The sequence below is a fragment of the Pseudomonas sp. Y3 TE3536 genome (genome assembly GCF_053629175.1).
On record NZ_JBRJHU010000001.1, the window covers coordinates 5,892,057 to 5,915,388 of the forward strand.

Sequence of the window (23,332 nt, forward strand, 5' to 3'; positions counted from 1 at the left end):
CCGCGCGGCGCATCGCAGCACAAGGCTGCTCCCACATCTGTTTCGGGCCAGTGAGGCCTGTGATATTTGCGCGCGACCGCCTTGTTGGTCCAACTCGATATTGAGGTGGGCGGTAAGGGGCCGCGCGCCCATGGAATAGGAATAACTGGCCCGAAACAGATGTGGGAGCAGCCTTGTGCTGCGAAGCGCCGCGCGGGCGGCGCTCGATCTCATAAGCGCAGAAAATCCCAAGGCTGAACACTTTCAGAAATACCCCACAACCACGTCAGAAATGCCCTACTTGTCGCGCCTGACTGCTGAAAACATGATCCCCTCTGGACGACTCAGAGGAGGCCCCCCGCATGCACCAGTCCGCTCGCCCCACCGCCGAACTGCGCCACACCCTGCGTGAACTGCTGGCCCACAAGGTCAGCAACCCTGATGACGACCCGCACCTGTCGGGTGTGCTGTTCTTCTGTGCCACCGACGAGCGCACCCGCCAGTTGATCGAGCGCATCGAGCTGCTGGCCAGCGAAGCCTTCTTCGACGCCAGTGGCCGCGCCATCACCCACCGGATGCGAGCGGCTGCGGTTGACGGGGTGCGTATCAAGCAAAAACACAAGGCACCGGCCGATGAAACGGTGATACGCATCGCCCTGCCCGACAAAGGCTACATCACGGTCAGCACGGCACGCTTGTAGGCACAACGCGGTGCATTGGCACTGTACGTTGAAGTGCGATCCGCTATCCTCAGCACTCCCCCGCACCGGATCGTTTCATGGAACTGCACATCCGCCTGGAAGGCCGTAAAGGCCTCGCCGACCAGCTCTACCAGCAACTGCGCGCGGGCATCGACAGTGGCCACCTGGCGGCCGGCAGCCAATTGCCACCCACCCGGCTGCTGGCCGAACAACTGGGCGTGTCGCGCAAGACCGTGGCCGAGGCGTACTCCAGGCTTACCTATGACAACCTGCTCAGCGGTGTGGTCGGCCGTGGCACGTTCATCACTCCGCGCCACCCCCTGCGTTCGAACGAGGCAACGGCCATCCCCTTGGCGGCTGCGGCATCCCTCGAACGCTGGCAGCAACGCGCGACCGTGCTGGGCAGGCCGCAACTGCAAGCACCGTCGCGCTATGACTTCGTTGGCGGTGCGTCGAGCAAGACGCAGTTCCCATTCGACCAGTGGCGCAGCTGCCTGAACTACGCCCTGCGCCGCAGCCAGCGGCACCCCGAACGGCAGTTCTCTGCCCAGGGGCTGCCTGAGCTGCGTGAAGCCATCGCCCACCACATCGCCTACGCCCGCGGCGTGCATTGCAACGCAGCGGACGTGTTGGTGTGCAATGGCGCGCAACAGGCGCTGGACCTGATCGCCCGGGTGCTGATCGAACCGGGCTGCCCGGTGGCCATGGAAGACCCGGGTTACCCGCCGGCCCGTCAACTGTTCCTGGCCTTGGGCGCACGCCTGCAATCAATACCGGTCGATGATCAAGGGATGTGCGTCGAGCAGATCGCCGACGGCACGCGGCTGATCTACGTGACCCCGTCACACCAGTTCCCCCTCGGCATGCCGATGAGCGAGCCGCGCAGGCGGGCGTTATTGGCACGCGCCGCCGAGCTTGGCGCGTTGATCATCGAGGACGATTACGACTGCGAATTCCGCTACCAGGGGCCGCCCGCCGACGCCTTGCAGCGCCTCGACCGGCATGGCCTGGTGGCCTACGTCGGGACCTTCTCCAAGACCCTGCTGCAGGAGCTGCGCCTGGGCTACGCCGTGTTGCCGCCCGCGGTGCTGAAGGCCGCCTGCGTGGCCAAGCACCTGAGCGACTGGCACAGCCCGACCCTGCTGCAATGGGCGCTGGCGCGCTTCATCAGCGAGGGCCACCTGAACAAGCACATCCGCCGCTGTCACGATGTCTACAGTGCTCGCCGCGAGCGCATCCTCGCCCGCCTGGGCGGCGACCTGGCGCCTTGGTTCAGCGCCGTGCCGGCCAGCGCCGGTTTCCACCTGAGCGCATTGGCCAAGCCGGGGGTGGATGTCGAACTGCTGGCCAACCTCGCACGCAAGGTGGAGGTCGGCCTTTACTCGCTGGCACCCTTCTTCAGTGACGTGCCTGTGCGCCCTGGGCTGGTAATGGGCTTCGGCGCCATCGAACTGCTCGACATCGACCCTGCCCTCGACCGTGTTCGCGATACCCTGCAGCGCCTTAGCTGACCGACGCGGCCTGGCCGTTCGGCACCGAACGGGCAATAGCTGCCGCGTAGCCGCGTGGCGCGAAACAGGCCGTCACCAGCAACATCGCCACCACGGTCACGGTCAACAGCACCCACGACGCCTGGAAGTCGCCACTGACGTCGCGCAACCAGCCCGTGATGTACGGCACGATCCCGGTAATGATGAAGCCGATCCCTTGAACAAAGGCCGCCAGGCTCCCCGCTTCGGCGGGTGTTTTCAGGTGCTCCAGGGTCAGTGTCAGGCTCTGGCTGAAGCACGCCCCCAGGCCAAAGCCGATCATCGCCACCCACACGCCCATGCTCAGCGTGGGCGCCAGCAGCAGCCCAAGGAAGCCGGCCAGCTGGATCGAAAGCGCCAGCCACAACCCAGGCCGACGGTCCACCCAGCGGCGCAGCAACAACGGCAGCCCCAGCGCGCCGGCAACCTGGAAGATCGTCATCAGCCCCACCAGGTCACCACCGCCCTGGGCGGTCCCGCCGTGCTCAAGGTGATAGGCCGGCAGCCAGGCGACCATGCTGGTATAGCCTCCATTGATCAGGCCGAAATACACCGCCAGCAACCAGGCACGGCGGGTGCCGAACCAATGCCCGTCTGTGGCACCCGCCAGTGTCGGCGTAGCCTGCCGTGGCCGCAGCAGCGTCCAGGCCAGCAGCGCCACAAGCGCCGGGATCGCCCACAGGCCCAGCCCGGCCTGCCAATGGCCAAAGTACCCACTGATATGCGGGCCAAGCACCGCCGCCAGGCCGCCACCACTCATCAAGGCCGCGGAATACATGCCCATGGCCCCAGCCAGGCGGGTGGGGAACCAACGATTGACCAACCCCGGCATCATGCCCTGGACCACCGCCACGCCGAGGCCGGCGACCACGGCGCTGGCAATCAATGCCCAGGCGCTGTCCAGTTGCAGGCGCCACAAGCACGCCAGCGCAATGGCCGACAAGCCGGCGAGCATGCCGCCATGTTCGCTGATCCAGCGCCGCAACCAAGGTTGCAACAACGGCACCAGGCCCATGCACAACACGGGCAGCGCGGTCAGCAGTGCGGCCTGCTGGTAGCCCAGGCCGGTGCTGGCGCGCATGGGTTCGAGCAGCGGCCCGACGCTGGTGAGGATCGGGCGCAAGTTCAGCGCCAGCAGCACCACCAGCAACAGATTCAAGGCAGTTCTCATTGCGTGTTGGCCTGCTTCCACTCAAGGTACAGGCCGGCTTCGCCACTGGGTTTCAGCGGCCGCAACGGCAGGCTCTGCTGTTGCGGTGGGCGCGCCATCTGCGCATACACCGCAGCGGTGGACAAGCCGTAAGGCTCGCCTTCATCGTTGTCATAAGCGAACCAGGCACGCTCGATGCCGCACAGGTGCATGGCCGCCAGGCACATCGGGCACGGGTGACCGCTGGCGTAGACCTCGGCACCGTCCAGACGAGCCTGGCCCAAGGCATGCGCGGCCTTGCGGATGGCCTGCATCTCGGCATGGGCGGTCGGGTCCTGGGTGCTGTGGATCTCGTTGACCGCGCGCGCCACCACCTGCCCCTGATAGACCAGCACCGCTCCAAAGGGCCGGCCACCGGCCTGGATGTTGGTGCGGGCCAGTTCGAGTGCTTCGCGCATATAGCGTTCTTCGGACATGAATCGGTACTCCTTCTGCAAGACCTGGCCATTATCCCGGCTTGCCGGCCCCGGCAGAAATGAAGAGATTGGATGCCCCTCAGTGGGCACCTGAATGGCCCGATTGGCCTCCGGGCAAAGTGTGCGATTGGCTATCGGGCTGATCGCTGCACAGCGCTAAGGTAGCGCCATGTCCACCCAACACCTTCTGGAGAACACCATGAACACACGTATTGAATGGGCCAAGCACGCACCGGAAGCCTACAAAGCCATGGTCGGCCTGGAACAGGCCCTGGCCAAGTGCGGCCTGGAGAATTCACTGCTCGAACTGGTGCGCCTGCGCGCTTCGCAGATCAACGGCTGCGCCTACTGCGTCAACATGCATGCCAATGACGCACGCCAGGCCGGCGAAACCGAAGCACGCCTGCAAACGCTGAGCGTGTGGCAGGAAACCGCCTACTTCACTGCGCGTGAACGTGCCGCACTGGCGTGGGTAGAGTGCCTGACCCGGCTGCCGGAGCGCGGTGCGCCACAACCGGAATACGAAGCGCTGCAAGCGCATTTCGAGCCGCAGGAAGTGGTCAACCTGACGCTGGCCATCGCCACCATCAATGCCTGGAACCGCTTCGGCGTCGGCTTTGCGATGGTGCCGGCCTGATGGTGTCGGCTTAGCCACTGCGCCCGGTCAACTTGGCTCGATAGCTGCCGGGGCTCTGCCCGGTCCATTTCTTGAACGCCCGGTGGAATGCACTGGGCTCCTGGAACCCGGCCTGCTCGGCAACCTCGGCGATGCTCAGCACCCCTTCGCGCAAGTGCTCGAAGGCCATCGCCCGGCGTACTTCGTCCTTTATCTGCTGGTACGAACGCCCCTCCCGCTCCAGCTGACGGCGGAACGTACTGGCGCTGATTCCCTGCACCTGGGCCAACGCGGCCAACGTCGGCCATTGCCCGTAGCGGCGTGCGCGTAGGTGGCGATACACCTCGGCCACCAGGCCGTTCTGGTTGCGAAAGCGAATGACCAGGCCTTGGGGGGCGCTGCGCAAAAAGGTCTTCAAGGCCGGCAGGTCCTGCACCACCGGCAGGCGCAGGTAGGCACTGTCGAACTCCACTTCGGTACGCCCACTGCCCAGGCGCAGGTCAGGCCCCCACAGCAGCAGGTCATCGTCCTGCGCAGGGCGCGATACCGCAAGCTCGGTGCGGTCGATGGCAATGCGCCGCCCTGCCAGCCAGCACAGCAAGCCGATCATCAGCACCAGGTAGGTTTCTTCGGCATACACACGCGTAACCGGGTCGGCAATGCTCGACTGCACGCTGATCACCGCCCTGCCGCCGCGTAGCGTGAGGCTGCCGCGCAGGTCACGCAGAAACAGGCCAAAACCGCCCATGCACTGACGCAAGGCCTTTTCCAGGTTCGGCTCCTGAATCAGGCCACGGCAGATCAGGGCAAAGCTGCCCAGCGGCATGCCGTGGCTGTCAAGGCAGAAAAACTCGTCGTCCAACAGCTGGATCAGGGCCAGCCACAGCTGGGCGAATGCCTTGGCCGGCACGCGGGCCTGGGGCTGCTCGAGCAGTTGCGGGTCGATACCGACCGCACGCAGGTGTGCATCGCGCACGTCCGGGCGTTCGCGCAGGGCATGAAGCATGGCTTCGAGGAAGTACACGGCGACCGTATCGCTATCGCGCATGGCGGATTTCGCTGTCTATGCTGAGTGGCAAAAAGTGCCAGGTTGATTGAACAGATCCGGCATAGGCTCTGACAGAGCCTTTGCCTAGACTCGGATGAACGAAGGGATCGCCCGCCATTCTCGCAGAGCCAGGCCCGGTCCCGCCATGCCTTCGCAATTGGAGCCCCTATGAGCAGCGCAGAAATTTACGTCGTCAGTGCCGTCCGTTCAGCCATTGGTGGCTTTGGCGGTTCCCTCAAGGACCTGCCGCTGGCCGACCTCGCCACCGCCGTAACCCGTGCCGCCATCGAACGCGCGGGCGTGGACGCCGGGCAAATCGGCCATGTGGTGATGGGCAGCGTGATCCCCACCGAGCCCCGTGATGCCTACCTGGCGCGGGTTGCAGCGATGAACGCTGGCATCCCCAAGGAAACCCCGGCGTTCAACGTCAACCGCCTGTGCGGCTCGGGCCTGCAGGCCATTGTCTCGGCGGCACAGTGCCTGCTGCTCGGCGACACCGATGTGGCCCTGGCGGCGGGCGCCGAGTCCATGAGCCGCGGCCCGTACCTGCTGCCACAAGCCCGCTGGGGCGCACGCATGGGCGACCTGCAAGGTATTGACTACACGGTCGGCGTGCTGCAAGACCCCTTCGAACACTTCCACATGGGCATCACGGCCGAAAACGTCTCGGCCAAACACGGCATCACCCGTGAAATGCAGGACGAGCTGGCCCTGACCAGCCAGCGCCGCGCCGCACGTGCCATTGCCGAAGGCCGCTTCACCAGCCAGATCGTCCCACTGGAACTGAAAACCCGCAAAGGCAGCGTACAGTTCAGCGTCGACGAGCATGTGCGTGGTGATGTCACCGCCGAGCAGCTGGCGGGCATGAAGACCGTGTTCAAGAAAGACGGCACCGTCACCGCCGGCAATGCCAGTGGCATCAACGACGGCGCGGCCGGCCTGGTGCTGGCCAATGGTGACGCCGTGCGCCGCCTGGGCCTGAAACCGCTGGCACGCCTGGTGGGCTACGCCCATGCCGGCGTCGAGCCCGAGCTGATGGGCCTGGGGCCGATCCCGGCAACCCGCAAGGTGCTGGAAAAAACCGGCCTGAGCATCCAGGACCTGGACGTGATCGAGTCCAACGAAGCCTTCGCCGCCCAGGCCTGCGCCGTGGCCCGCGAGCTCGGCTTCGACCCGGAAAAGGTCAACCCGAACGGTTCGGGTATCTCCCTCGGCCACCCGGTCGGCGCCACCGGCGCGATCATCGCCACCAAGGCCATCTATGAACTGCACCGCATTCAGGGCCGCTACGCCCTGGCCACCATGTGCATTGGCGGCGGCCAAGGCATCGCCGTGGTCTTCGAGCGCGTCTGAGGAAACTGACACATGAACATCGAACAGATTGCCGTGATCGGCGCGGGCACCATGGGCAACGGCATTGCCCAGGTGTGCGCCGTGGCGGGCTATCACGTGCTGCTGGTGGACGTTGCCGATGCCGCGCTGGAGCGTGGCGTGGCCACCTTGCGCAAGAACCTCGAGCGCCAGGTCAGCAAAGGCACGCTCGACGCCGAAAAGGCCGAGGCGGCGAAAACCCGCATCCGCACCAGCACCGACTACGCGCAACTCAGTGGCGCGCAGTTGGTGATCGAGGCAGCCACCGAAAACCTGCAGCTCAAGCAGCGCATCCTTCAGCAAGTGGCAGCCAGCGTGGCCGCCGACTGCCTGATTGCCACCAACACCTCGTCGTTGTCGGTCACGCAATTGGCCGCGAGCATCGAGCACCCTGAGCGGTTCATCGGTGTGCACTTCTTCAACCCGGTGCCGATGATGGCCCTGGTCGAGATCATCCGTGGCCTGCAGACCAGCGACAGCACCTATGCCCAGGCCCTGCTGGTGACTGAGAAGGTTGGCAAGACCCCGATCAGCGCCGGCAATCGCCCAGGTTTTGTGGTCAACCGCATTCTGGTGCCAATGATCAACGAAGCGATCTTCGTGCGCCAGGAAGGCCTGGCCAGTGCCGAGGACATCGACACTGGCATGCGCCTGGGCTGCAACCAGCCGATCGGCCCACTGGCACTGGCCGACCTGATCGGCCTGGATACCCTGCTGGCAATCATGGAGGCCTTCCATGAGGGCTTCAGTGACAGCAAGTACCGCCCAGCGCCGTTGCTCAAGGAAATGGTCGCGGCCGGTTGGCTGGGGCGCAAGAGCGGCCGCGGTTTCTTCACTTATTGAGGAGCAAGTGCCATGCCCCCGGTCAACGCTGCAATGCGCTGTGCCAATTTTGAAGAGCGACGTGACCGGGCCATGGCGCTGTTTGCCGAAAAGGGCTTCGGCCAGGTCAGCATGCGTGAACTGGCGGCTCACGTCGGGCTGACCGCGGGCTCGCTGTACCACCACTTCCCCAGCAAGCAGGACCTGCTGTACGACTTGATCGAAGAGTTGTACGAGGAGCTGCAGGCGACCCTGGACCTTGGGCGCAGGGCCATGGCACGGGGTGGTTCGGCGTTGTCGTGCCTGATTGCGGCGCATTGGCAGTTGCATGCCGAGCGGCCGTTGCAGTTTCGCCTGGCAGAGCGGGATTTTTGCTGTTTGAGCGAAGCGCAACAGGCGCGCCTGCTGCTGCTGCGCAGGCGTTACGAAACCGGGGTGCTGCACCTGATTGCACCGCGGGCAAGCCTCAAAGGCGAAGCACTGGCGGCGACCGCGCATGTGCTGGCGACGTTGCTCAACCAGTTGCCAGGGCTGCTGCAGGCGCGGCGCCTGCCGGAAGGCGAAGGGCTGGGGTTGATGGAAAGCCTGTTGCTAGGAGGCATTGAGCGAACCCTGCGCTAACGTTCACGCTTTTGTAGGAGCAGCCTTGCGCTGCGAAGAGGCCGGCATCGTCACCTGGTGTTCTATGGCTGCAATCGCGCGCGCTTTTGTAGGAGCAGCCTTGTGCTGCGAAGAGGCCGGCATGGGCACCAGCTTTTCTGTGGCTGCAATCACGCACGCTTTTGTAGGAGCAGCCTTGTGCTGCGAAGAGGCCGGCATGGGCACCAGCTTTTCTGTGGCTGCAATGGCCTCTTCGCAGCACAAGGCTGCTCCTACATCCGGGTAGCCTCAGCGCAACAGGGCCTGGATCTGCTCGTGCAGGGTATCCAGGTCGAACGGCTTGGCCAGGATCGGCGCCTTGCGCGTGATCGGGCTGCCCGATTCGAGAATCTCCGCCGGGTAGCCACTGATGAAAATCACCTTCAGCTCCGGCCGCAGTTTTACCGCGGGCTCGGCGATATCCACCCCAGAGATGCCCCCTGGCAATCGAAAATCGGTGACCATCAGGTCCAGGTGCGGCTTGCTCGCCAGGATCTTGAACGCCTGCTCGCCGTCTTCGGCCACCAGCACGTGATACCCCTCGCCGGCCAGGTAGTCGCGCAAAATCATCCGAATCGCCGGCTCGTCCTCGACCACCAGCACCACATCTTGTGCATCTTCACTCATGATAACGCCTTGAAATTCTTACAGTTGGCCATCTGACCCCAGGCTTACGCAGAGGTTGCCCGCGCCTGGTCGTTTTGTTCTTTGAACGTTGCCAGCGGCAATTGCAACGTGAATGTGGCGCCCTCGCCTTCCTCGCTGTCCACCAGAATCCGCCCGCCGTGGGCCTGGACGATCTGCTCGGAGATGTACAGCCCCAACCCCAGCCCGCCGCTGGCCTGGTGTGCTGCGACCCGCTCGAACTGCTGGAAAATGCGCTGCTGGTTGACGGCGCTGATGCCAATGCCGTGATCCTGCACCTGCACCCAGGCCATGCCGTCCTCAGCGAACACCCGCACCTGCACCGGTTTTCGTTCACCGTAACGCAAGGCATTGGACAACAGGTTGGCCACCACTTGTTCAATCCGAAATTCGTCCCACTCACCCTGCAACGTTTCACAACGTTGCAGCGCGATATGGGTTTCCAGCGCGGTGGCCTGGGCGCTGAAGTTTTCCACCAGGCCGCGCACCAGTTGGCCGATATCGAACACCCTGGGCCGCAGCGACAACTTGCCGGTGCGGATGCGCGAGACGTCCAGCATGTCTTCAATCAGCCGGATCAGGCTGTTGATCTGCCGCTCGTCACGCTCGACCATGGCCTGCAGCTTGTCTGCGCTGAAGGCCTCCAGGTTGCCCCGTGCCAGGTGCATCTTGCGCAGCTGGGTTTCCAGAATCAGGCCATTGAGTGGCGTACGCACCTCGTGGGAGACGATCGACATGAAGTCGTCGCGCATGCGCACTGCATGCTCCAGCTCGCACCGCGCCAGTTCCAACTGGCCCAGCAGCACCTCCTGCTCCTGACGGCTACGCTCCAGGGCTTCCAGTTGCCGACCAAGCACCTTGCGCTGTCGGAACAGGTCGACGAACACTGAGACCTTGCTCTTCACTGCCAAGGTGTCGAGCGGCTTGTGCAAAAAGTCCACGGCCCCGCTTTCATAGCCCTTGAAGGCATAATTCATCTCGCGCCCCGCCGCACTGACGAACACGATCGGGATGTTCTTGGTCTTTTCCGTGCCGCGCATCAACTCGGCCAGCTCGAAACCATTCATGCCTGGCATTTGCACATCGAGGATGGCCAGCGCAAATTCGTGCTCGAGCAGCAGCGACAACGCCGCTTCCGCAGACTGGGCCTGGTGCACCTCGCGGTCTTCGCCCTGGATCAGGGCATCGAGCGCCAGCAGGTTTTCCGGCAGGTCGTCGACGATCAGCAGTTTGGCGATGGTGTGGCTTAGCATGCGCTTGTTTCCAGGGTCGCGAGCAATTGCCCGATACCACTCAGAGTAAGGATATGGTCGGGCTGGTGCAGGGCCAAGGCGGCTTCCGGCATCAGCGCGACCTGTGCGTCGCGGGGGTCCTGAACAATCGTGCGGCCCCCATTGTTGTTGATGTAGGCCAGGCCCGCGGCGCCATCCTCATTGGCACCGGTCAGCAGCACGCCAAGCAGGCTGGTGCCGTAGGCATCGGACGCCGACATGAACAGGAAGTCGATGGCCGGGCGCGAGAAGTGCACCGGCGCTTCCTGGCTCAACGACAGCGTCAGGTCACGCTCCACCGAGAGGTGGTACCCCGGCCCAGCAACGTAGATCATCCCAGCGCTGATCCGTTCCTTGTCAGTGGCCTCGCGCACGGGGCGCTGCAGCCGCCTTTGCAGCACCTCGGCCAGCTGGCTGTGCCGCCCGTCCGGCAAGTGCAGCACGCACAATACCGGGATGGCGAACGCCGACGGCAGCGCACCGAGCACCTGGAACAAGGCCGCCACACCGCCAGCCGAGGCCCCCATCACCACTGCCCGTGCGCCGTTCATGTCTTACGGTAGATCCGTTCCGGCTTCACCAGCGGCTCGAAACGCTGGCTGTAGGCCGAAAAGTCTACCGACTCCTTGCTGCCCAACACCAGGAAGCCCCGGTGGCAGAGGGATTCATGAAACAGGCCCAAGGCCCGGTCTTGCAGGTCTTTGTTGAAGTAGATCAGCACATTGCGGCACGACACCAGCTGGGTCTCGGAGAACACGCTGTCGGTGGCCAGGCTGTGGTCGGCGAAGGTCACGTTGTCGCGCAGGCTGCTGTCCATGATGGCGTTGCCATAGGCGGCGGTGTAGTACTCGGCAAAGTCACGGCGGCCACCGGCCAGGCGGTAGTTTTCTTCATACTCGCGCATGCTTTGCATCGAGTAGATACCCTGCTTGGCCCGGTCCAGCGAATGCGGGTTGATGTCGGTGGCATAAATGATGGTGCGCTCAAGCAGGCCTTCCTCACGCAGCAGGATGGCCATCGAGTACACCTCTTCACCGGTGCTGCAGCCCGCGACCCAGATCTTGATCGACGGCCAGGTCCGCAACAGCGGCACCACTTCGTTGCGCAGGGCCAGGAAGTGGCTCGGGTCGCGGAACATCTCGCTGACCGGGATCGTCAGGAACTGCAACAACTGCATGAACATGCCCGGGTCGTGCAGCACCCGCTCTTGCAACGCCGACACCGTCAGGCAGTCGAACTGGCGCAGGGCATGCAGGATCCGGCGCTTGATCGAAGCGCCGGAGTAGTTGCGGAAATCGTAGCTGTACTTGAGGTAGATCGCCTCGATCAGCAGCCGGATCTCGATGTCGGTGTTGCGCTCGCTAGTCAAATTCGCTCCAGTTGCGGCAGCCATACACGGATCAACGAGAACAGGCGGTCCAGGTCGATCGGTTTGGCCAGGTAATCATTGGCGCCAGCCTGCAGGCAACGCTGCTGGTCATCCTTCATCGCCTTGGCGGTCACGGCGATGATCGGCAGCTTGCGCCAGCGCGGTTGCTGGCGGATCAGCCGGGTAGCCTCGAAGCCGTCCATCTCCGGCATCATCACATCCATCAGCACCAAGTCGATGTCGTCATGCTGCTCCAGGCGCTCGATGGCTTCACGCCCATTACGGCCGATCTCGACGATGGCGCCCTTGTGCTCCAGGGCACTGGTGAGGGCGAAGATATTACGCACATCGTCATCCACTAGCAGCACTTTGCGCCCCTCGAAGACCTTGTCGCGGCTGCGCGCGGTCTTGAGCATGCGCTGGCGCTCATGGGACAACTGCGATTCGACTTTGTGCAGGAACAGCGTCACTTCGTCGAGCAGGCGCTCCGGCGAACGGGCGCCCTTGATGATGATCGAGCGCGAATACTTGAGCAGGTCGGTTTCTTCTTCGCGGGTGAGGTTGCGCCCGGTGTAGACGATCACCGGCGGGAATGACCGGATGTCCTCGGCAGTCATGCGCTTGAGCAGCTCGTTGCCGAGCATGTCGGGCAGCTTGAGGTCGATGATCATGCAGTCGTAGATGTTCTCGCGCAGCAGCGCCAAGGCGTCCTGGGCCATGGCCACGGCGGTGATCTCGACATCGTCATCGCCGATCAGGCGGGCAATGCTCTCGCGCTGCAGGTCGTCGTCCTCCACCAGCAGGATGTGCTTGAGCTTCTGGGTCAGTTTGGCTTCCAGGCGGGCGAACACTTCCTTGAGTTCTTCGCGGCTGGCCGGCTTGACCGCGTAGCCCACGGCGCCCATGTGCATGGCCGCTTCGACGCGATCCTCCACCGAAATGATGTGCACCGGAATATGCCGCGTGCCGGCCAGCTCCTTGAGGCGCTGCAGCACGGTGAGGCCAGAATGATCGGGCAGGCGCATGTCCAGCAGGATGGCATCGGGGATGTACTGGGACGCCAGCGCAAAGCCCTCGTCGGCGCCATGCGCCACCAAGCAGCTGTAACCCAGCTCGTGGGCCAGGTCGAAGAGGATGCGGGCGAAGTTCGGCTCGTCCTCGATCACCAGGATGCAGCGGTTATTGAAGGGGGCCCGCTCGCGGTCATCGGCAAAGGTCGGTGCTGGCAGTTTCGGCGCCACGGCGTTGGACGCCTTGGGCGCTGGCGGCAGAGTGTCTACCGCAGGGCGCAGGCTCAGGGCCTCGACTTCCTCGCCCTCATGTTCGTAGCGTTCGGGCATGACCAGGCTGAACACGCTGCCCTGCCCCGGGTTGCTCTCAACGTTGATCTGCCCGCCCAGCAGGTGCGCCAGGTCACGCGAAATCGACAGGCCCAGGCCGGTGCCGCCATAACGCCGGTTGCTGCTGCCGTCGACCTGGTGGAAGGCGCCGAAGATCGCCTGCTGCTGGTCGGCGGCAATGCCGATACCAGAGTCACGGACGGCGAAGATGATGCCGGTACCCGCCTGGTGGCTGATGGTCATGCTGACCTGACCGTGGTCGGTGAACTTGATGGCGTTGGACAGCAGGTTCTTGAGGATCTGCTCCAGCCGTTGACGGTCGGTGAACAGCGTCACTGGCACCTGCGGCTCGACCTTGACCTCGAAGGCCAGGCCTTTGTGCTCGGCCAGCGGCAGGAACATGCCGCGCAGGCCTTCGACCAGGCGCTCCAGCTGAGTGGTCTCAGGGCGCACTTCGAGCTTGCCGGCTTCGACCTTGGCGATGTCGAGAATGTCGTTGATCAGGTTCAGCAGGTCATTGCCCGCCGAGTAGATCGATTCGGCGAACTTGACCTGCTCGGCGCTAAGGTTGCCTTCGCCGTTCTCGGCCAGCAACTTGGCCAGGATCAACGAGCTGTTCAGCGGCGTGCGCAGCTCGTGGGACATGTTGGCGAGGAACTCAGACTTGTACTTGCTCGAACGCTGCAGGTCGTCGGCGCGGGCCTGCAACTCTTGCTGGGCCTGGCTGAGTTCATCGTTCTTGCGGTCCAGGGCGTCGGTGCGCTCGGACAGTTGTTCGTTGGTCTGTTCAAGCTCGGCCTGTTGAGTTTCCAGGTGGGCCTGGGATTCCTTGAGCACCCGTGATTGCTCTTCGAGTTCTTCGTTGGCGGTTTTCAGCTCTTCCTGCTGCACTTGCAGCTCTTCGTTCAACTGTTGGGTCTCGGCCAGCACTTCCTGCAGGCGCTGGCGATAACGCGCACTCTCGATGGACATGCCAAGGTTGCCGCCGACCCGCTCCATCAGCTCTTCATCGCGCGGCTGCAAGGGGCGCAGGAAGCCCAGCTCGATCACACCATTGATCTGCCCATCATCGGTGGCGGGCATCAGCAATGCACTGCGCGGCAAGCCATTGCCGAGGCCCGAGCTCAGGCGGTAGTAGTCTTCGGGCAGGTCGTCGAGGCACAACAGCCGGCCTTCGCGCACGGCCTGGGCCAACAGGCCATCGTGGTCGCCTTTGATCTGCTCACGGGCCTGCTCCTCGGCGCTCAGGCCATAGGTGGCCACGCGCACCAGGCGGCCATGTTCGTCGCGCGCATACACCGCGCCCACCACGCTGCCCAAGTACGTAGCAAAGAAGCGCAGGATATTGTCGCCCAGCATGGGCAGGGTCAGCTGCCCCAGCACCTGTTGGGCCAACTGGGTCTGGCCATTACGCAACCAGGCCTGGTGCTCCAGGCGCTCGGCCGCACGCTGCTGGGCCTGCAGGTTTTCGTCATAGCTGCTCGACAGCGCCAGCAGGTCGCGGCGCCCGAGGTAGGCCAGCAAGGCGCTGAGGCCGACGATGAACAGCACGAAGGCCGAGATCGCGGTCACGGTGACCGAGCTGACTTTCTCGTTGCGGGCCATGCGCAGTTGCTGTTCAGTGTCGATCAGGCCTTCGAATTCCTTGCGGATTTCATCGGTGATGCGCTTGCCGCGCCCATTGCCGATCGATGCCTGGTAATTGCCCTCGCTGCGGCGCAGGGTAATCATCTCGCTGCCGAAGTCATTCCAGGCCTTTTGCAGGGCCAACAGCCGATCGATACGGTCAACCTGCTGCGGGTTGTCCTCGACCATGCCGCGCAAAGTCTGCAGGCTGCCGAGAATTTTCGGCTTGGCCACCTCGTAAGGGTCGAGAAAGCGTTCGTCGCCGGTGATCAGGAAGCCGCGCATGCCGGTTTCCATGTCGATCGACAGCTTGACCGTTTCGTTGGCATTGCCGATCACGCGGTCCGTATGCTCGACCCACTGCATGGCCGAGAGCAGGTAGTTGATCACCGCGACGAACGCCACTGCGCCCAGCAGGCCGACCCCAAGGGGCAGGCCGATATTGCGACTCAGCAGCTTGCGAAAGCTTTGCTGGTCAATCGAGGCTACTTGAATCATCTGAAAACGCCCGAGCGAAAAGAATCCATGAAAAAGTGTGGCACCAAGACCGTTATAATTGTCTGCCGCCGCGCTCACCGGTAATAGCGAGTCTAACCAGCTTTGCTGGCTCTGGCAGGGCATTTAGCCAGCATTTGAAGGTTGCAGGCGCGAATCGTTCCATCTGATTGCAGGGATCGGTATCCTCGGGAACTTCTGCCGTCGACCGGCGTACAGAATAAAGACATTCATTTTCACAGGATCCAAACCATGCATCTTCTGGTAGTCGAAGACGACGACATCGTACGCATGCTGATGGTCGAAGTGCTCGACGAGTTGGGCTACACGGTCATCGAAGCGGAAGACGCCACCGCAGCACTGCGGGTGCTCGAAGACCCTGCGCAGGCCTTGGCGCTGATGATGACAGACGTGGGCCTGCCGGACATGCGCGGCGAAGTGCTGGCGCAACGCGCACGCGAACTTCGTCCACTGCTGCCGGTGTTGTTTGCCAGCGGTTATGCCGAGAACGTAAACGTACCGGAAGGCATGCACCTGATTGGCAAGCCGTTCAGCATCGAGCAATTGCGCAACAAGGTGGTGGACATACTCGGTACGGCCTGATGCCCGCGTGGCGGCTTTCGCGGGCAAGCCCGCTCCCACCCGAACTGTGTAGCCTCAAAGGCTAGCGCCGCACCTGTGGGAGCTGGCTTGCCAGCGATAAGGTCGGCGCAAGCACCACCAGACAATTGCTCTCACAGGTCTTTAACGACTGTGGGGGCGGCAGCCAGCTACAGTTCGCGGCGTAACAGATACGTGTCCATGATCCACCCCTTGCGCGTCCTCGCCTCCTCTCGCACTTGCTGAATCTGCGCCTTCACCGCTTGCAATGGCCCGGCAATCAGCACCTCATCTGTGGTGCCCAGGTAAGCCCCCCAGTAAATCATCAAACCCGGGTCATCCAGCGAGGCAAACGCGCACTGCCCGTCGAGCATCACCACCACATTGTCGATACGCTCCTGCTCGGCAAGGCGACGCCCAGGCAGTACAGTCAGCGGCTCACCGATGCGATTGAGCGGTACTTGGTGGCGGGCCGCCAGGGCCTGGACGCTGCTGATGCCAGGGATAATCTCCACCTGTACGCGCACACCCAGCTCACGAACCTTTTCAATAATTCTCAACGTACTGTCATACAGGCTCGGGTCGCCCCAGAGAAGAAAGGCGCCAACATCATCGGGGCCCAACTCCTCGCTCAATAGGCGTGAATACAGACTCGCCCGACGGACGTGCCAGTCCTGTACGGCGGCGACATAGTCCATAGCATCTGCATCACGAAAGGGATCTTCTACTTGTACCCACCGGTAACTGCCGGGCTGCACATAGTGATCGACCAAGGCCTTGCGGGCTCGAGCCAACGCCTGCCGCTCCCCGCCCTTATCAAGCACGAAGAAAACCGTTGCTCGCCTGAGTGCTTCGACCGCTTCAAGGGTAATTTGGCGCGGGTCACCGGCGCCGATTCCTACTAGTAAAATCGTATTCATCGTCTTGACCTGTTTCTTGTTGAATATTCGACCGCCAATCACCCTACCCATCATTAGAATTTTTAATCTGTCAACCCTTACAACTCCTAGTTATAAAGGGCTCAGGCTTTTATCAGACTGCGCACTCACCATTCGCCTACCTTCCGCGAAGAGATTAAAATATGCTCAGTCTTAAAAAACGCCGAGTACCCCTCGCTCGTGTATTTCTAAGCACCCTATTGTTGTCAGGGTATCTTAACAATTGTGCGCTTGCAGAAGTCGACACCGTAACGCAACGCTTCGTTTTCCAATCAGACACTCAATACCCACGCTCCCCCAGCGGTTCTGATTACCCCGGGGAGTCGTTACCCCTTCTGGATGCGCAGAATGCTGCCATCACGGCCTATCGAGACGCCTATGGGGGTGGCATACCGATCATACTCAACGGCGACGTGACTGAGTTTGGCCACCGGTACCAATGGAACATCATGAGTAGCCGGATGCTGCCTGGCACTTATTATGGACTGGGCAATCATGACTATGAAAATAACGTCGACAGTTGCGGCCTCAATGAATGCGCCATGCTCTCCGTCGTCACCCACTTGACCGAAGATATAAAGCGCTGGGATGTGGACGCTTTTGACCAGTACCAAGAAGGCGATGACAGTCCTACCTGGCAAAAATATCACGGCAGCATGGCCTACAGAAAAACGTTCGGAGATTTCGCGTTTATTCAACTACACAACCATTTTGCGTATAAAAAAAGCTTTAGCGGCTGGTTTAACTATGAGGATAAAACCGTTCACATCAAACCCTCTCTCGATTGGTTGGAGAGCCAGCTAAAAATTGCTGACGAAGCCGGCAAGTTGATTATTATCAACATGCATCGACACCCCACCGCAGACAGCCAATGGGGAAGCGCAGCCGAGCGAACGCGGTTCGAGGAAATGGTGAACAAATACAAGGTGCTGGCCATCTTCATGGGCCATACACACGAGCTTGCCCTTCGAGGCAAGGTGGGTGATGTGCCTGTTCTGGACTCTGGCTCCCCTATTTTTAAAACCTTTTTGGTCGGTGAAGCTGACCCTCAAGCCAATGCGTTCACGGTTAAGCAGGCAAAGGATAATACCCTGCTGACGCGCCCCCTTTTGACAATCCCTATTAGATTCTATGTACCAGAGCCGGCCATTTTACCCTGGCCCGAATCGCTAGACTTCACACTACCGTTACTTCATGTACGGGACCGCGACATCTCCCATTTCGAAGTTTCGATTGATGGGCAGCCGTACGTGCGCTCAGACAACAGAAAAAAGGTAACCATTGAGAACCTGACGCCCTACACACGCTACAACTACCGCATTCGCGTGTATGACAGTGGCAGTGCTACCCCCGTCAAGACGTACGACGGCACAGCAACTACCTTGAATGCGCTGTTGTCCCCGAAAGACGTGTGTTATGTGAGCCTAGGGGAACCCGGCAACCCCAACAATAGCTTCCGCATTCAATGGAGCCCGCCCTACCCTAACTATGCGCCGGGCAACTACTGGTTCCGTGTTGCGCTTTATACGCTTCAAGGCAATTTCATAAGTGAGCTTAGGGGCGCTGCTCAAGGAAGTCGCTCTCGTGAAATTCTATTTCCGGAACCAGACAACTTCATGAACACGCGTATTCACGTACGTTACCAATCCGCCGGACTTGTGGATGGGCAGGATGCCACCCTTGATCTGAAAAATATGTTTCAAGGCTGTGGCACCTGAGCCAACCTACAGGCCTGTGCGCTAACGGCGCAAGGATAAGCATCAGCCCTGCGGGGTGAGCCCAGGTCATACAAGCCTGGGCTCACGTATATCACCACACAGAAAAGTTGTAACTTACAATGACGCGGGTCTCATCCATATCACGCGCCCACTTCTCATAGTTGCTGCGGTAGGTGGAATTACGCAGGCGCACACTGACGTCTTTGAACGTGCCACTTTGCACCTGGTACTTGAACTCGGTGTCGCGTTCCCATTCCTTGCCTTCGGCCGTGCTGCCCGGGACTTTGATGTGATCGCCATTGATGTAACGGGTGAAGAAGGTCAGGCCAGGCACACCCAGTGCCTTGAAGTCATAGTCGTAACGCAGCTGCCAGGAGCGCTCCTGGGCGGCGGCAAAGTCGTTGACCTGGGCGTAGTTGACCAGGTACGGGTTGCTGCCATCCAGGTAAGGCATGGCGCTTTCGCCGTACATGCGCTGCCAGCCGGCGCTGACCTTATGGCCGCCCAGGCTGTAGCCGAGCATGCCACTGAAGGCGCGGTGGTCGATGTCACCGGCGCGGGCATTGCCGATGTCGTCGCTCTTGATCACGCGCAGGTCGGCCGACAGGCTGCCTACCGCCAGCGGCTGGCTAGCCACCAGACCGAGGAAGTGCTGGCGATAAATGTTTTCAAGCTTGGCCACTTGATACTGAGCGCTGACGCGGTCATTGAAACGGTAATCGAGGCCTGCCAGGTCTAAGTGGTCGGCTTCGATGTCGCAGGCATAGCGTTTGTTCTTGCAGTGCACGCGAATGTCCTGGCGATCGGTGGAATCACGTGCGGTGTACTTGTCCAGGCGGGCCAGGGTGAACTTCAGGTCGTGCACTTCTTCAGAGGTGAGCATCGCGCCATGGAACATCGTCGGCAACAAGCGCCCATCGTTGTACTTGAGCAACGGTACATCCGGCATCATCGAGCCGTACTTGAGCACGGTGCTGGACACCTTGACCTTGGCCGCCAAGCCCATCTTCGCGTATTGATCGGCCGAGTGCCGTGGATCATGGCCAGACGACGGCAACAGGCCGCTGTTACTGTCCGCAGGGCTGGAGTCGAGTTTGAAGCCGACCATGCCCAGCGCATCCACGCCAAACCCTACCGGCCCTTGGGTATAACCCGACTGAACATTGAGAATAAAGCCTTGCGCCCACTCTTCGCGCTTGGACGCGCCCTGGCTGGAACTGCTATGGCCGTCACGGAAATCCCGGTTGAAGTAGACATTGCGCGCTTCGACCTTGGCGCTGCTGTCTTCAAGAAAACCGGCGGCCTGGGCATTGACGCCGGCACACAAAAGGAACAGGCCGGCAACACGGCGCCCAGGGGCGTGAGGGAGGGGGGCAAACATGCGAGGAAATATCCAGAAAGAAAGGCGAAAAACAACCTGCAGCAAACACCTGCTGCGGTACTGCGACACGCTCGAACAATGGCCGAGCATCATCTGAAATGATCGCTCAAAGGCTCTATTCCGGGCTATTGGACCTTGGTCTAGAGCCATTCGCCAGCCCCGTCGAAGTCGTCACAAACTGGCGCATGGAAAACCCGTAAAGTTCCGTGCTTACTTATAAAAAGTTTGCAGTTTACCCAGTAGCGATGAATGACTACACTCGATATCAGCGAACAGCGGAACCCACCCCCGTGGCCGGCGTTTTGTTCTTCTTCAATGTTCGTCACGCCCTGCCACGAAAGACGTACAGGAGTGATTACAGTGTCCAGACTTGCAGAGTTTCGTGCTGCCGAAAAAGCGCTTCAGGAACAAATGGCTCAACTGGAAGCGCTGAAAAAGGATGCCGGCCTCAAACGCGAAATCGAATTCGAGCAGAAACTAGTCGGCCTGATGAAAAGCTATGACAAGGGTCTGCGCGATATCATCGCCATCCTCGACCCCAAGGCTGCCACCCGCCCTGCTGCCGCAGCCCCCAAACAACAGCGCCGCCCACGCGTGGTCAAGGTCTATGAAAACCCACATACGGGCGAGCTGATCGAGACCAAAGGCGGCAACCATCGCGGGCTGAAAGCCTGGAAAGAAGAGTACGGCGCTGCCACCGTTGAAAGCTGGGTACGCTGATGAAACGTCCACATGGACTTCACACTTTTTTCACAAGCGCTGGCTCAGTATCGAGACAGCTAAAGGACTAGCGACCCCACGCGCCCGCACATGCGGGCCTCTAATTCAAGCGCCCTGCCTCGTGCAGGGCGCTTTCATTTGCGCAATCGCTTCACTGCCGTATCATGGCCAGCCTGTCTGTTTTGCCGGTGCCGCGCACCGGCCCCGTCTCAGGAGTTCCCATGAGCCTGCACGATCTGCAAACCCTGCCTGGCGTCACCGCGCAGCCGGATGCCGCCACCTCCAAGTTCGTCTTCAACCACACCATGCTGCGGGTCAAGGACATCGAGAAGTCGCTGGACTTCTACACCCGTGTTCTGGGCTTCCGCCTGGTGGACAAGCGCGACTTCCCGGAAGCCGCCTTCAGCCTGTACTTCCTGGCCCTGGTCGACCCGGCGCAGATCCCTGCCGATGACGCCGCGCGCCACCAGTGGATGAAGTCGATCCCAGGCGTTCTGGAGCTGACCCACAACCACGGCACCGAAAACGACGCCGATTTTGCCTACCACAACGGCAACACCGACCCACGCGGTTTCGGCCATATCTGCGTTTCGGTGCCGGATGTGCGTGAGGCCTGTGCGCGCTTCGAAGCACTCGACGTGCCCTTCCAGAAACGCCTGGCGGATGGCCGCATGAATCACCTGGCCTTCGTCAAGGACCCGGACGGTTACTGGGTCGAAGTGATCCAGCCGACCGAACTCAAAGGCTGAGGCACAACGCTATTCGCTCGTCGGGCCGGGAACTCCCGGCCCCTTGCTGTGGTATATGAAGGTAACCGTTTCATAAGCACAGCGAGGTAAGGACGATGCAATCTCTTCACTGTGAGCACCGCAAGTACACCATCACCGCCAGTGTGATGCCCCACCCCGACTCCCCCCTGCCCTATGCCGCCGGCTGCCTGATCACCGACCCTGAAGGGCACACCAGCAAGCGCATCCCGATGCCGATGAAGTTCTTCTCAGACCTTGAGAATGCCCAGCATGTGTCGCTGGCCCATGGCCGTGCGCTGGTGGATCAGCAACTGGACGAGGGGCACAAAGCGTTTTAACTGATGCTGCACAATGCGGCGCCTGTAGGAGCAGCCTTGTGCTGCGAAGAGGCCGGTACAAGGATCATCCATCTCGGATCGCTGCACCGGCCTCTTCGCAGCACAAGGCTGCTCCTACAGAGGGTCGCGCGCGTGTGCGACGGCCGCCTTCACCTGCTCATGCGTAGGGCGCACGCCGGTATACAGCACGAACTGCTCCAGCGCCTGCAACGCAATCACCTCCAAGCCCGTGATCACTGGCTTGCCCAATGCCTTGGCCCGGCGAATCAACGGCGTCTGCGCCGGCATGGCCACCACATCGAACACCCGCTCGGCTGCCGCAATGGCCTGTTCGCTAAAGGCCAGCGCGTTGGCCTCCTGCCCGCCGGCCATGCCGATCGGCGTCACGTTTATCAGCATCGGCGGGCACAGGTCTCCGAGCTCGGCCACCCAGCGATAACCACAAACATCCGCCAGTTGCCGCCCCGCCTGTTCATTGCGCGCGACGATCGTGCCCTGGGTAAAGCCCGCGTCACGCAAGGCACTCGCCACCGCCTTGGCCATGCCACCACTGCCGCGCAGAGCAAACGCAGTCGCCGGGGCGACCTCGTGTTGCGCCAGCAACTGCCGAACCGCCAGGTAATCGGTGTTGTAGGCCTTCAGATGGCCACCGGTATTGACCAGGGTATTGACCGACTCGATTGCCGCAGCGGACGGGTCCACCTCGTCGACCAAGGCCATGCAGGCTTCCTTGTAAGGCATCGACACCCCGCACCCGCGAATGCCCAAGGCACGAATGCCTGCGACCGCCGCGGGCAGGTCGTCAGTGCTCATGGCCTTGTAATAAAAGTCCAGCCCCAACTGTTGGTAGAGGTGGTTGTGAAAACGCACGCCGAAGGTGCCGGGCCGCCCGGCCAAGGAGATGCACAGCACCGTGTCTCTGCTGGGAGTTGTCGACATAACCTGCTCCATTTTCAGAACTGAATCGTTTGTTCAGCGTATCAGACGCAGCCGCTTGTCGTCCCTTACACAACCTTTACCGTTTCCCTGTGCCCAGCTGACAGAGGCAGGGGTCATAGTAATAGGACCCCATCTGTGGGGTTGCCCTGCGAGGACGCTTTATGAACCGTCACATTCCCGTAATCGCCCTGCTGGTCGGTGCCCTGGCCATCAGCGGACAAGCTGCTGCCCATGGTGGCCATGGTGGTGGCGGTGGTTGGTATGGACCCGGCCCGCTGTTCGGCGCGGCGGTGGTCGGTGCCGTGGTGGGGGCAACGGTTTATGGCGGGCGTGATCGCACCGTGTATGTGGAGCGCCAGCCAGTCTATTACGCACCGCAGCCGGTCTACGTACAGCCGCCGCCGCAGCCGGTGTACTACCAGCCCTACTATGCACCGGCCCCGCCGCCACCGGGCTATCGCCCTTATTACGGCCCGCCCCCGGTGTACTACGGGCCACCCCGTTGGTGATCGTTGATAAAACCAATGATCACTATCAACTCAGTTAATTTCAAACCGCTGCGGCCGCTGCGTAAGGTAGGGCCATGTTTTACAGGAGGTCCACATGGCCACTATCCAGATCATGTCCGTCGTCGGCAGCGCCGTCCCCCCTTCACTGCGCCAGCAGGGCCTGCTGGCCTGCTGGTACCTGGTGCGTAACGGTGAACCCGTGAGCGGCCCCTTGGCGAGCCGCGCCTCGGCTCAAGCCCTGGCCGACCAGTTGCAGCCAGATACCCTGGTCGCTTGACAGTATTTGTTGTGCGTTGCTCCCTACCTTATGGCCCGCCGCTTGGCGGGTCTTTTTTTGCCCGTGTGATCCGACGAGCGGAGGCG

25 protein-coding genes are annotated in these 23,332 nt (G+C 61.7%); 13 read left to right on the forward strand and 12 right to left on the reverse strand.

Annotated elements, in window-relative coordinates:
* Positions 1-341: 341 nt before the first annotated feature.
* Positions 342-680, forward strand: a complete 339-nt coding sequence (locus AB7M33_RS26265; protein WP_027593708.1) for a hypothetical protein — start codon at positions 342-344, stop codon at positions 678-680.
* 77 nt (positions 681-757) lie between these two features.
* Positions 758-2,191 (forward strand): MocR-like pyridoxine biosynthesis transcription factor PdxR, encoded by a 1,434-nt coding sequence (gene pdxR, locus AB7M33_RS26270; protein WP_027593709.1) that lies wholly within the window; start codon positions 758-760, stop codon positions 2,189-2,191.
* Here pdxR and AB7M33_RS26275 read toward each other — a convergent pair.
* Together AB7M33_RS26275 and AB7M33_RS26280 are read right to left on the reverse strand one after the other, a co-directional pair.
* A complete protein-coding gene (locus AB7M33_RS26275) occupies positions 2,184-3,380 on the reverse strand; it encodes a cyanate transporter (protein ID WP_454243997.1) in 1,197 nt (398 codons plus the stop codon). The two genes, pdxR and AB7M33_RS26275, sit on opposite strands and share 8 nt — an antisense overlap.
* Positions 3,377-3,835, reverse strand: a complete 459-nt coding sequence (locus tag AB7M33_RS26280) for a nucleoside deaminase (protein WP_099429778.1) — start codon at positions 3,833-3,835, stop codon at positions 3,377-3,379. The genes AB7M33_RS26275 and AB7M33_RS26280 overlap by 4 nt, the downstream gene beginning before the upstream one ends.
* A gap of 199 nt (positions 3,836-4,034) precedes the next feature.
* Here AB7M33_RS26280 and AB7M33_RS26285 point away from each other — a divergent pair, with 199 nt between their 5' ends.
* Positions 4,035-4,472, forward strand: coding sequence for a carboxymuconolactone decarboxylase family protein (locus AB7M33_RS26285; protein WP_027593712.1), 438 nt, complete (start codon positions 4,035-4,037; stop codon positions 4,470-4,472).
* A gap of 10 nt (positions 4,473-4,482) precedes the next feature.
* Here AB7M33_RS26285 and AB7M33_RS26290 read toward each other — a convergent pair whose 3' ends face one another.
* Positions 4,483-5,499 carry an AraC family transcriptional regulator gene (locus tag AB7M33_RS26290; RefSeq protein ID WP_099429779.1) on the reverse strand — a complete coding sequence of 339 codons (1,017 nt, stop codon included), beginning with the start codon at positions 5,497-5,499 and terminating at the stop codon, positions 4,483-4,485.
* A 168-nt stretch (positions 5,500-5,667) separates the two neighbouring features.
* Between AB7M33_RS26290 and AB7M33_RS26295 the strand changes: the two genes are divergently transcribed.
* The 3 genes from AB7M33_RS26295 to AB7M33_RS26305 are packed head-to-tail and all read left to right on the forward strand — an operon-like array spanning position 5,668 to position 8,313.
* On the forward strand, positions 5,668-6,852 hold the full coding sequence (locus AB7M33_RS26295) for an acetyl-CoA C-acyltransferase family protein (RefSeq protein WP_454243998.1): 1,185 nt from the start codon (positions 5,668-5,670) through the stop codon (positions 6,850-6,852).
* A gap of 12 nt (positions 6,853-6,864) precedes the next feature.
* On the forward strand, positions 6,865-7,713 hold the full coding sequence (locus AB7M33_RS26300; RefSeq protein ID WP_454243999.1) for a 3-hydroxybutyryl-CoA dehydrogenase: 849 nt from the start codon (positions 6,865-6,867) through the stop codon (positions 7,711-7,713).
* A gap of 12 nt (positions 7,714-7,725) precedes the next feature.
* Positions 7,726-8,313 carry a TetR/AcrR family transcriptional regulator gene (locus AB7M33_RS26305; RefSeq protein WP_265967340.1) on the forward strand — a complete coding sequence of 196 codons (588 nt, stop codon included), beginning with the start codon at positions 7,726-7,728 and terminating at the stop codon, positions 8,311-8,313.
* A 3-nt stretch (positions 8,314-8,316) separates the two neighbouring features.
* On the opposite strand, the gene AB7M33_RS26310 is transcribed toward AB7M33_RS26305, so the two are convergent.
* Genes AB7M33_RS26310 through AB7M33_RS26335 form a run of 6 tightly spaced genes read right to left on the reverse strand, consistent with a single transcriptional unit; the run spans position 8,317 to position 15,080 of the window.
* Entirely contained in the window at positions 8,317-8,556 is a 240-nt protein-coding gene (locus AB7M33_RS26310; protein WP_454244000.1) for a hypothetical protein, read from the reverse strand.
* Positions 8,557-8,580: 24 nt separating this feature from the next.
* Positions 8,581-8,958 carry a response regulator gene (locus tag AB7M33_RS26315; RefSeq protein WP_099429781.1) on the reverse strand — a complete coding sequence of 126 codons (378 nt, stop codon included), beginning with the start codon at positions 8,956-8,958 and terminating at the stop codon, positions 8,581-8,583.
* Between the two features lie 44 nt (positions 8,959-9,002).
* Entirely contained in the window at positions 9,003-10,229 is a 1,227-nt protein-coding gene (locus AB7M33_RS26320) for a hybrid sensor histidine kinase/response regulator (RefSeq protein ID WP_099429782.1), read from the reverse strand.
* Positions 10,223-10,798, reverse strand: coding sequence for a chemotaxis protein CheB (locus tag AB7M33_RS26325; protein WP_454244001.1), 576 nt, complete (start codon positions 10,796-10,798; stop codon positions 10,223-10,225). The genes AB7M33_RS26320 and AB7M33_RS26325 overlap by 7 nt, the downstream gene beginning before the upstream one ends.
* Entirely contained in the window at positions 10,795-11,616 is an 822-nt protein-coding gene (locus tag AB7M33_RS26330; protein WP_027593720.1) for a CheR family methyltransferase, read from the reverse strand. Before AB7M33_RS26330 ends, AB7M33_RS26325 begins: the two co-directional genes overlap by 4 nt.
* Positions 11,613-15,080 carry a response regulator gene (locus AB7M33_RS26335; RefSeq protein ID WP_454244002.1) on the reverse strand — a complete coding sequence of 1,156 codons (3,468 nt, stop codon included), beginning with the start codon at positions 15,078-15,080 and terminating at the stop codon, positions 11,613-11,615. The genes AB7M33_RS26330 and AB7M33_RS26335 overlap by 4 nt, the downstream gene beginning before the upstream one ends.
* 249 nt (positions 15,081-15,329) lie before the next feature.
* On the opposite strand from AB7M33_RS26335, the gene AB7M33_RS26340 reads away from it, so the two are divergent.
* Complete coding sequence (locus AB7M33_RS26340; RefSeq protein WP_265967343.1) at positions 15,330-15,680, forward strand: response regulator; 351 nt, start codon at positions 15,330-15,332, stop codon at positions 15,678-15,680.
* Positions 15,681-15,847: 167 nt separating this feature from the next.
* Here the strand turns inward: AB7M33_RS26340 and cobF are convergent, their stop codons facing one another.
* Positions 15,848-16,597, reverse strand: a complete 750-nt coding sequence (gene cobF, locus AB7M33_RS26345) for a precorrin-6A synthase (deacetylating) (RefSeq protein WP_454244003.1) — start codon at positions 16,595-16,597, stop codon at positions 15,848-15,850.
* A gap of 161 nt (positions 16,598-16,758) precedes the next feature.
* Between cobF and AB7M33_RS26350 the strand changes: the two genes are divergently transcribed.
* Positions 16,759-18,333: a metallophosphoesterase family protein gene (locus AB7M33_RS26350; RefSeq protein WP_454244004.1), complete on the forward strand. Its 1,575-nt coding sequence runs from the start codon at positions 16,759-16,761 to the stop codon at positions 18,331-18,333.
* A 91-nt stretch (positions 18,334-18,424) separates the two neighbouring features.
* Here AB7M33_RS26350 and AB7M33_RS26355 read toward each other — a convergent pair whose 3' ends face one another.
* Complete coding sequence (locus AB7M33_RS26355; protein WP_454244005.1) at positions 18,425-19,714, reverse strand: OprD family porin; 1,290 nt, start codon at positions 19,712-19,714, stop codon at positions 18,425-18,427.
* Between the two features lie 360 nt (positions 19,715-20,074).
* On the opposite strand from AB7M33_RS26355, the gene AB7M33_RS26360 reads away from it, so the two are divergent.
* From AB7M33_RS26360 to AB7M33_RS26370, 3 genes are all read left to right on the forward strand, one after another.
* A complete protein-coding gene (locus AB7M33_RS26360) occupies positions 20,075-20,434 on the forward strand; it encodes a histone-like nucleoid-structuring protein, MvaT/MvaU family (RefSeq protein WP_238212287.1) in 360 nt (119 codons plus the stop codon).
* Positions 20,435-20,655: 221 nt separating this feature from the next.
* On the forward strand, positions 20,656-21,183 hold the full coding sequence (gloA, locus tag AB7M33_RS26365; RefSeq protein ID WP_027593726.1) for a lactoylglutathione lyase: 528 nt from the start codon (positions 20,656-20,658) through the stop codon (positions 21,181-21,183).
* A 95-nt stretch (positions 21,184-21,278) separates the two neighbouring features.
* Positions 21,279-21,521 carry a hypothetical protein gene (locus AB7M33_RS26370; protein WP_454244006.1) on the forward strand — a complete coding sequence of 81 codons (243 nt, stop codon included), beginning with the start codon at positions 21,279-21,281 and terminating at the stop codon, positions 21,519-21,521.
* 114 nt (positions 21,522-21,635) lie between these two features.
* On the opposite strand, the gene AB7M33_RS26375 is transcribed toward AB7M33_RS26370, so the two are convergent.
* Positions 21,636-22,460, reverse strand: coding sequence for a shikimate 5-dehydrogenase (locus tag AB7M33_RS26375; RefSeq protein ID WP_454244007.1), 825 nt, complete (start codon positions 22,458-22,460; stop codon positions 21,636-21,638).
* 161 nt (positions 22,461-22,621) lie between these two features.
* Between AB7M33_RS26375 and AB7M33_RS26380 the strand changes: the two genes are divergently transcribed.
* Positions 22,622-22,969, forward strand: coding sequence for a hypothetical protein (locus AB7M33_RS26380; RefSeq protein WP_099429790.1), 348 nt, complete (start codon positions 22,622-22,624; stop codon positions 22,967-22,969).
* A gap of 94 nt (positions 22,970-23,063) precedes the next feature.
* Entirely contained in the window at positions 23,064-23,246 is a 183-nt protein-coding gene (locus AB7M33_RS26385; protein ID WP_454244008.1) for a hypothetical protein, read from the forward strand.
* Positions 23,247-23,332 lie beyond the last annotated feature (86 nt).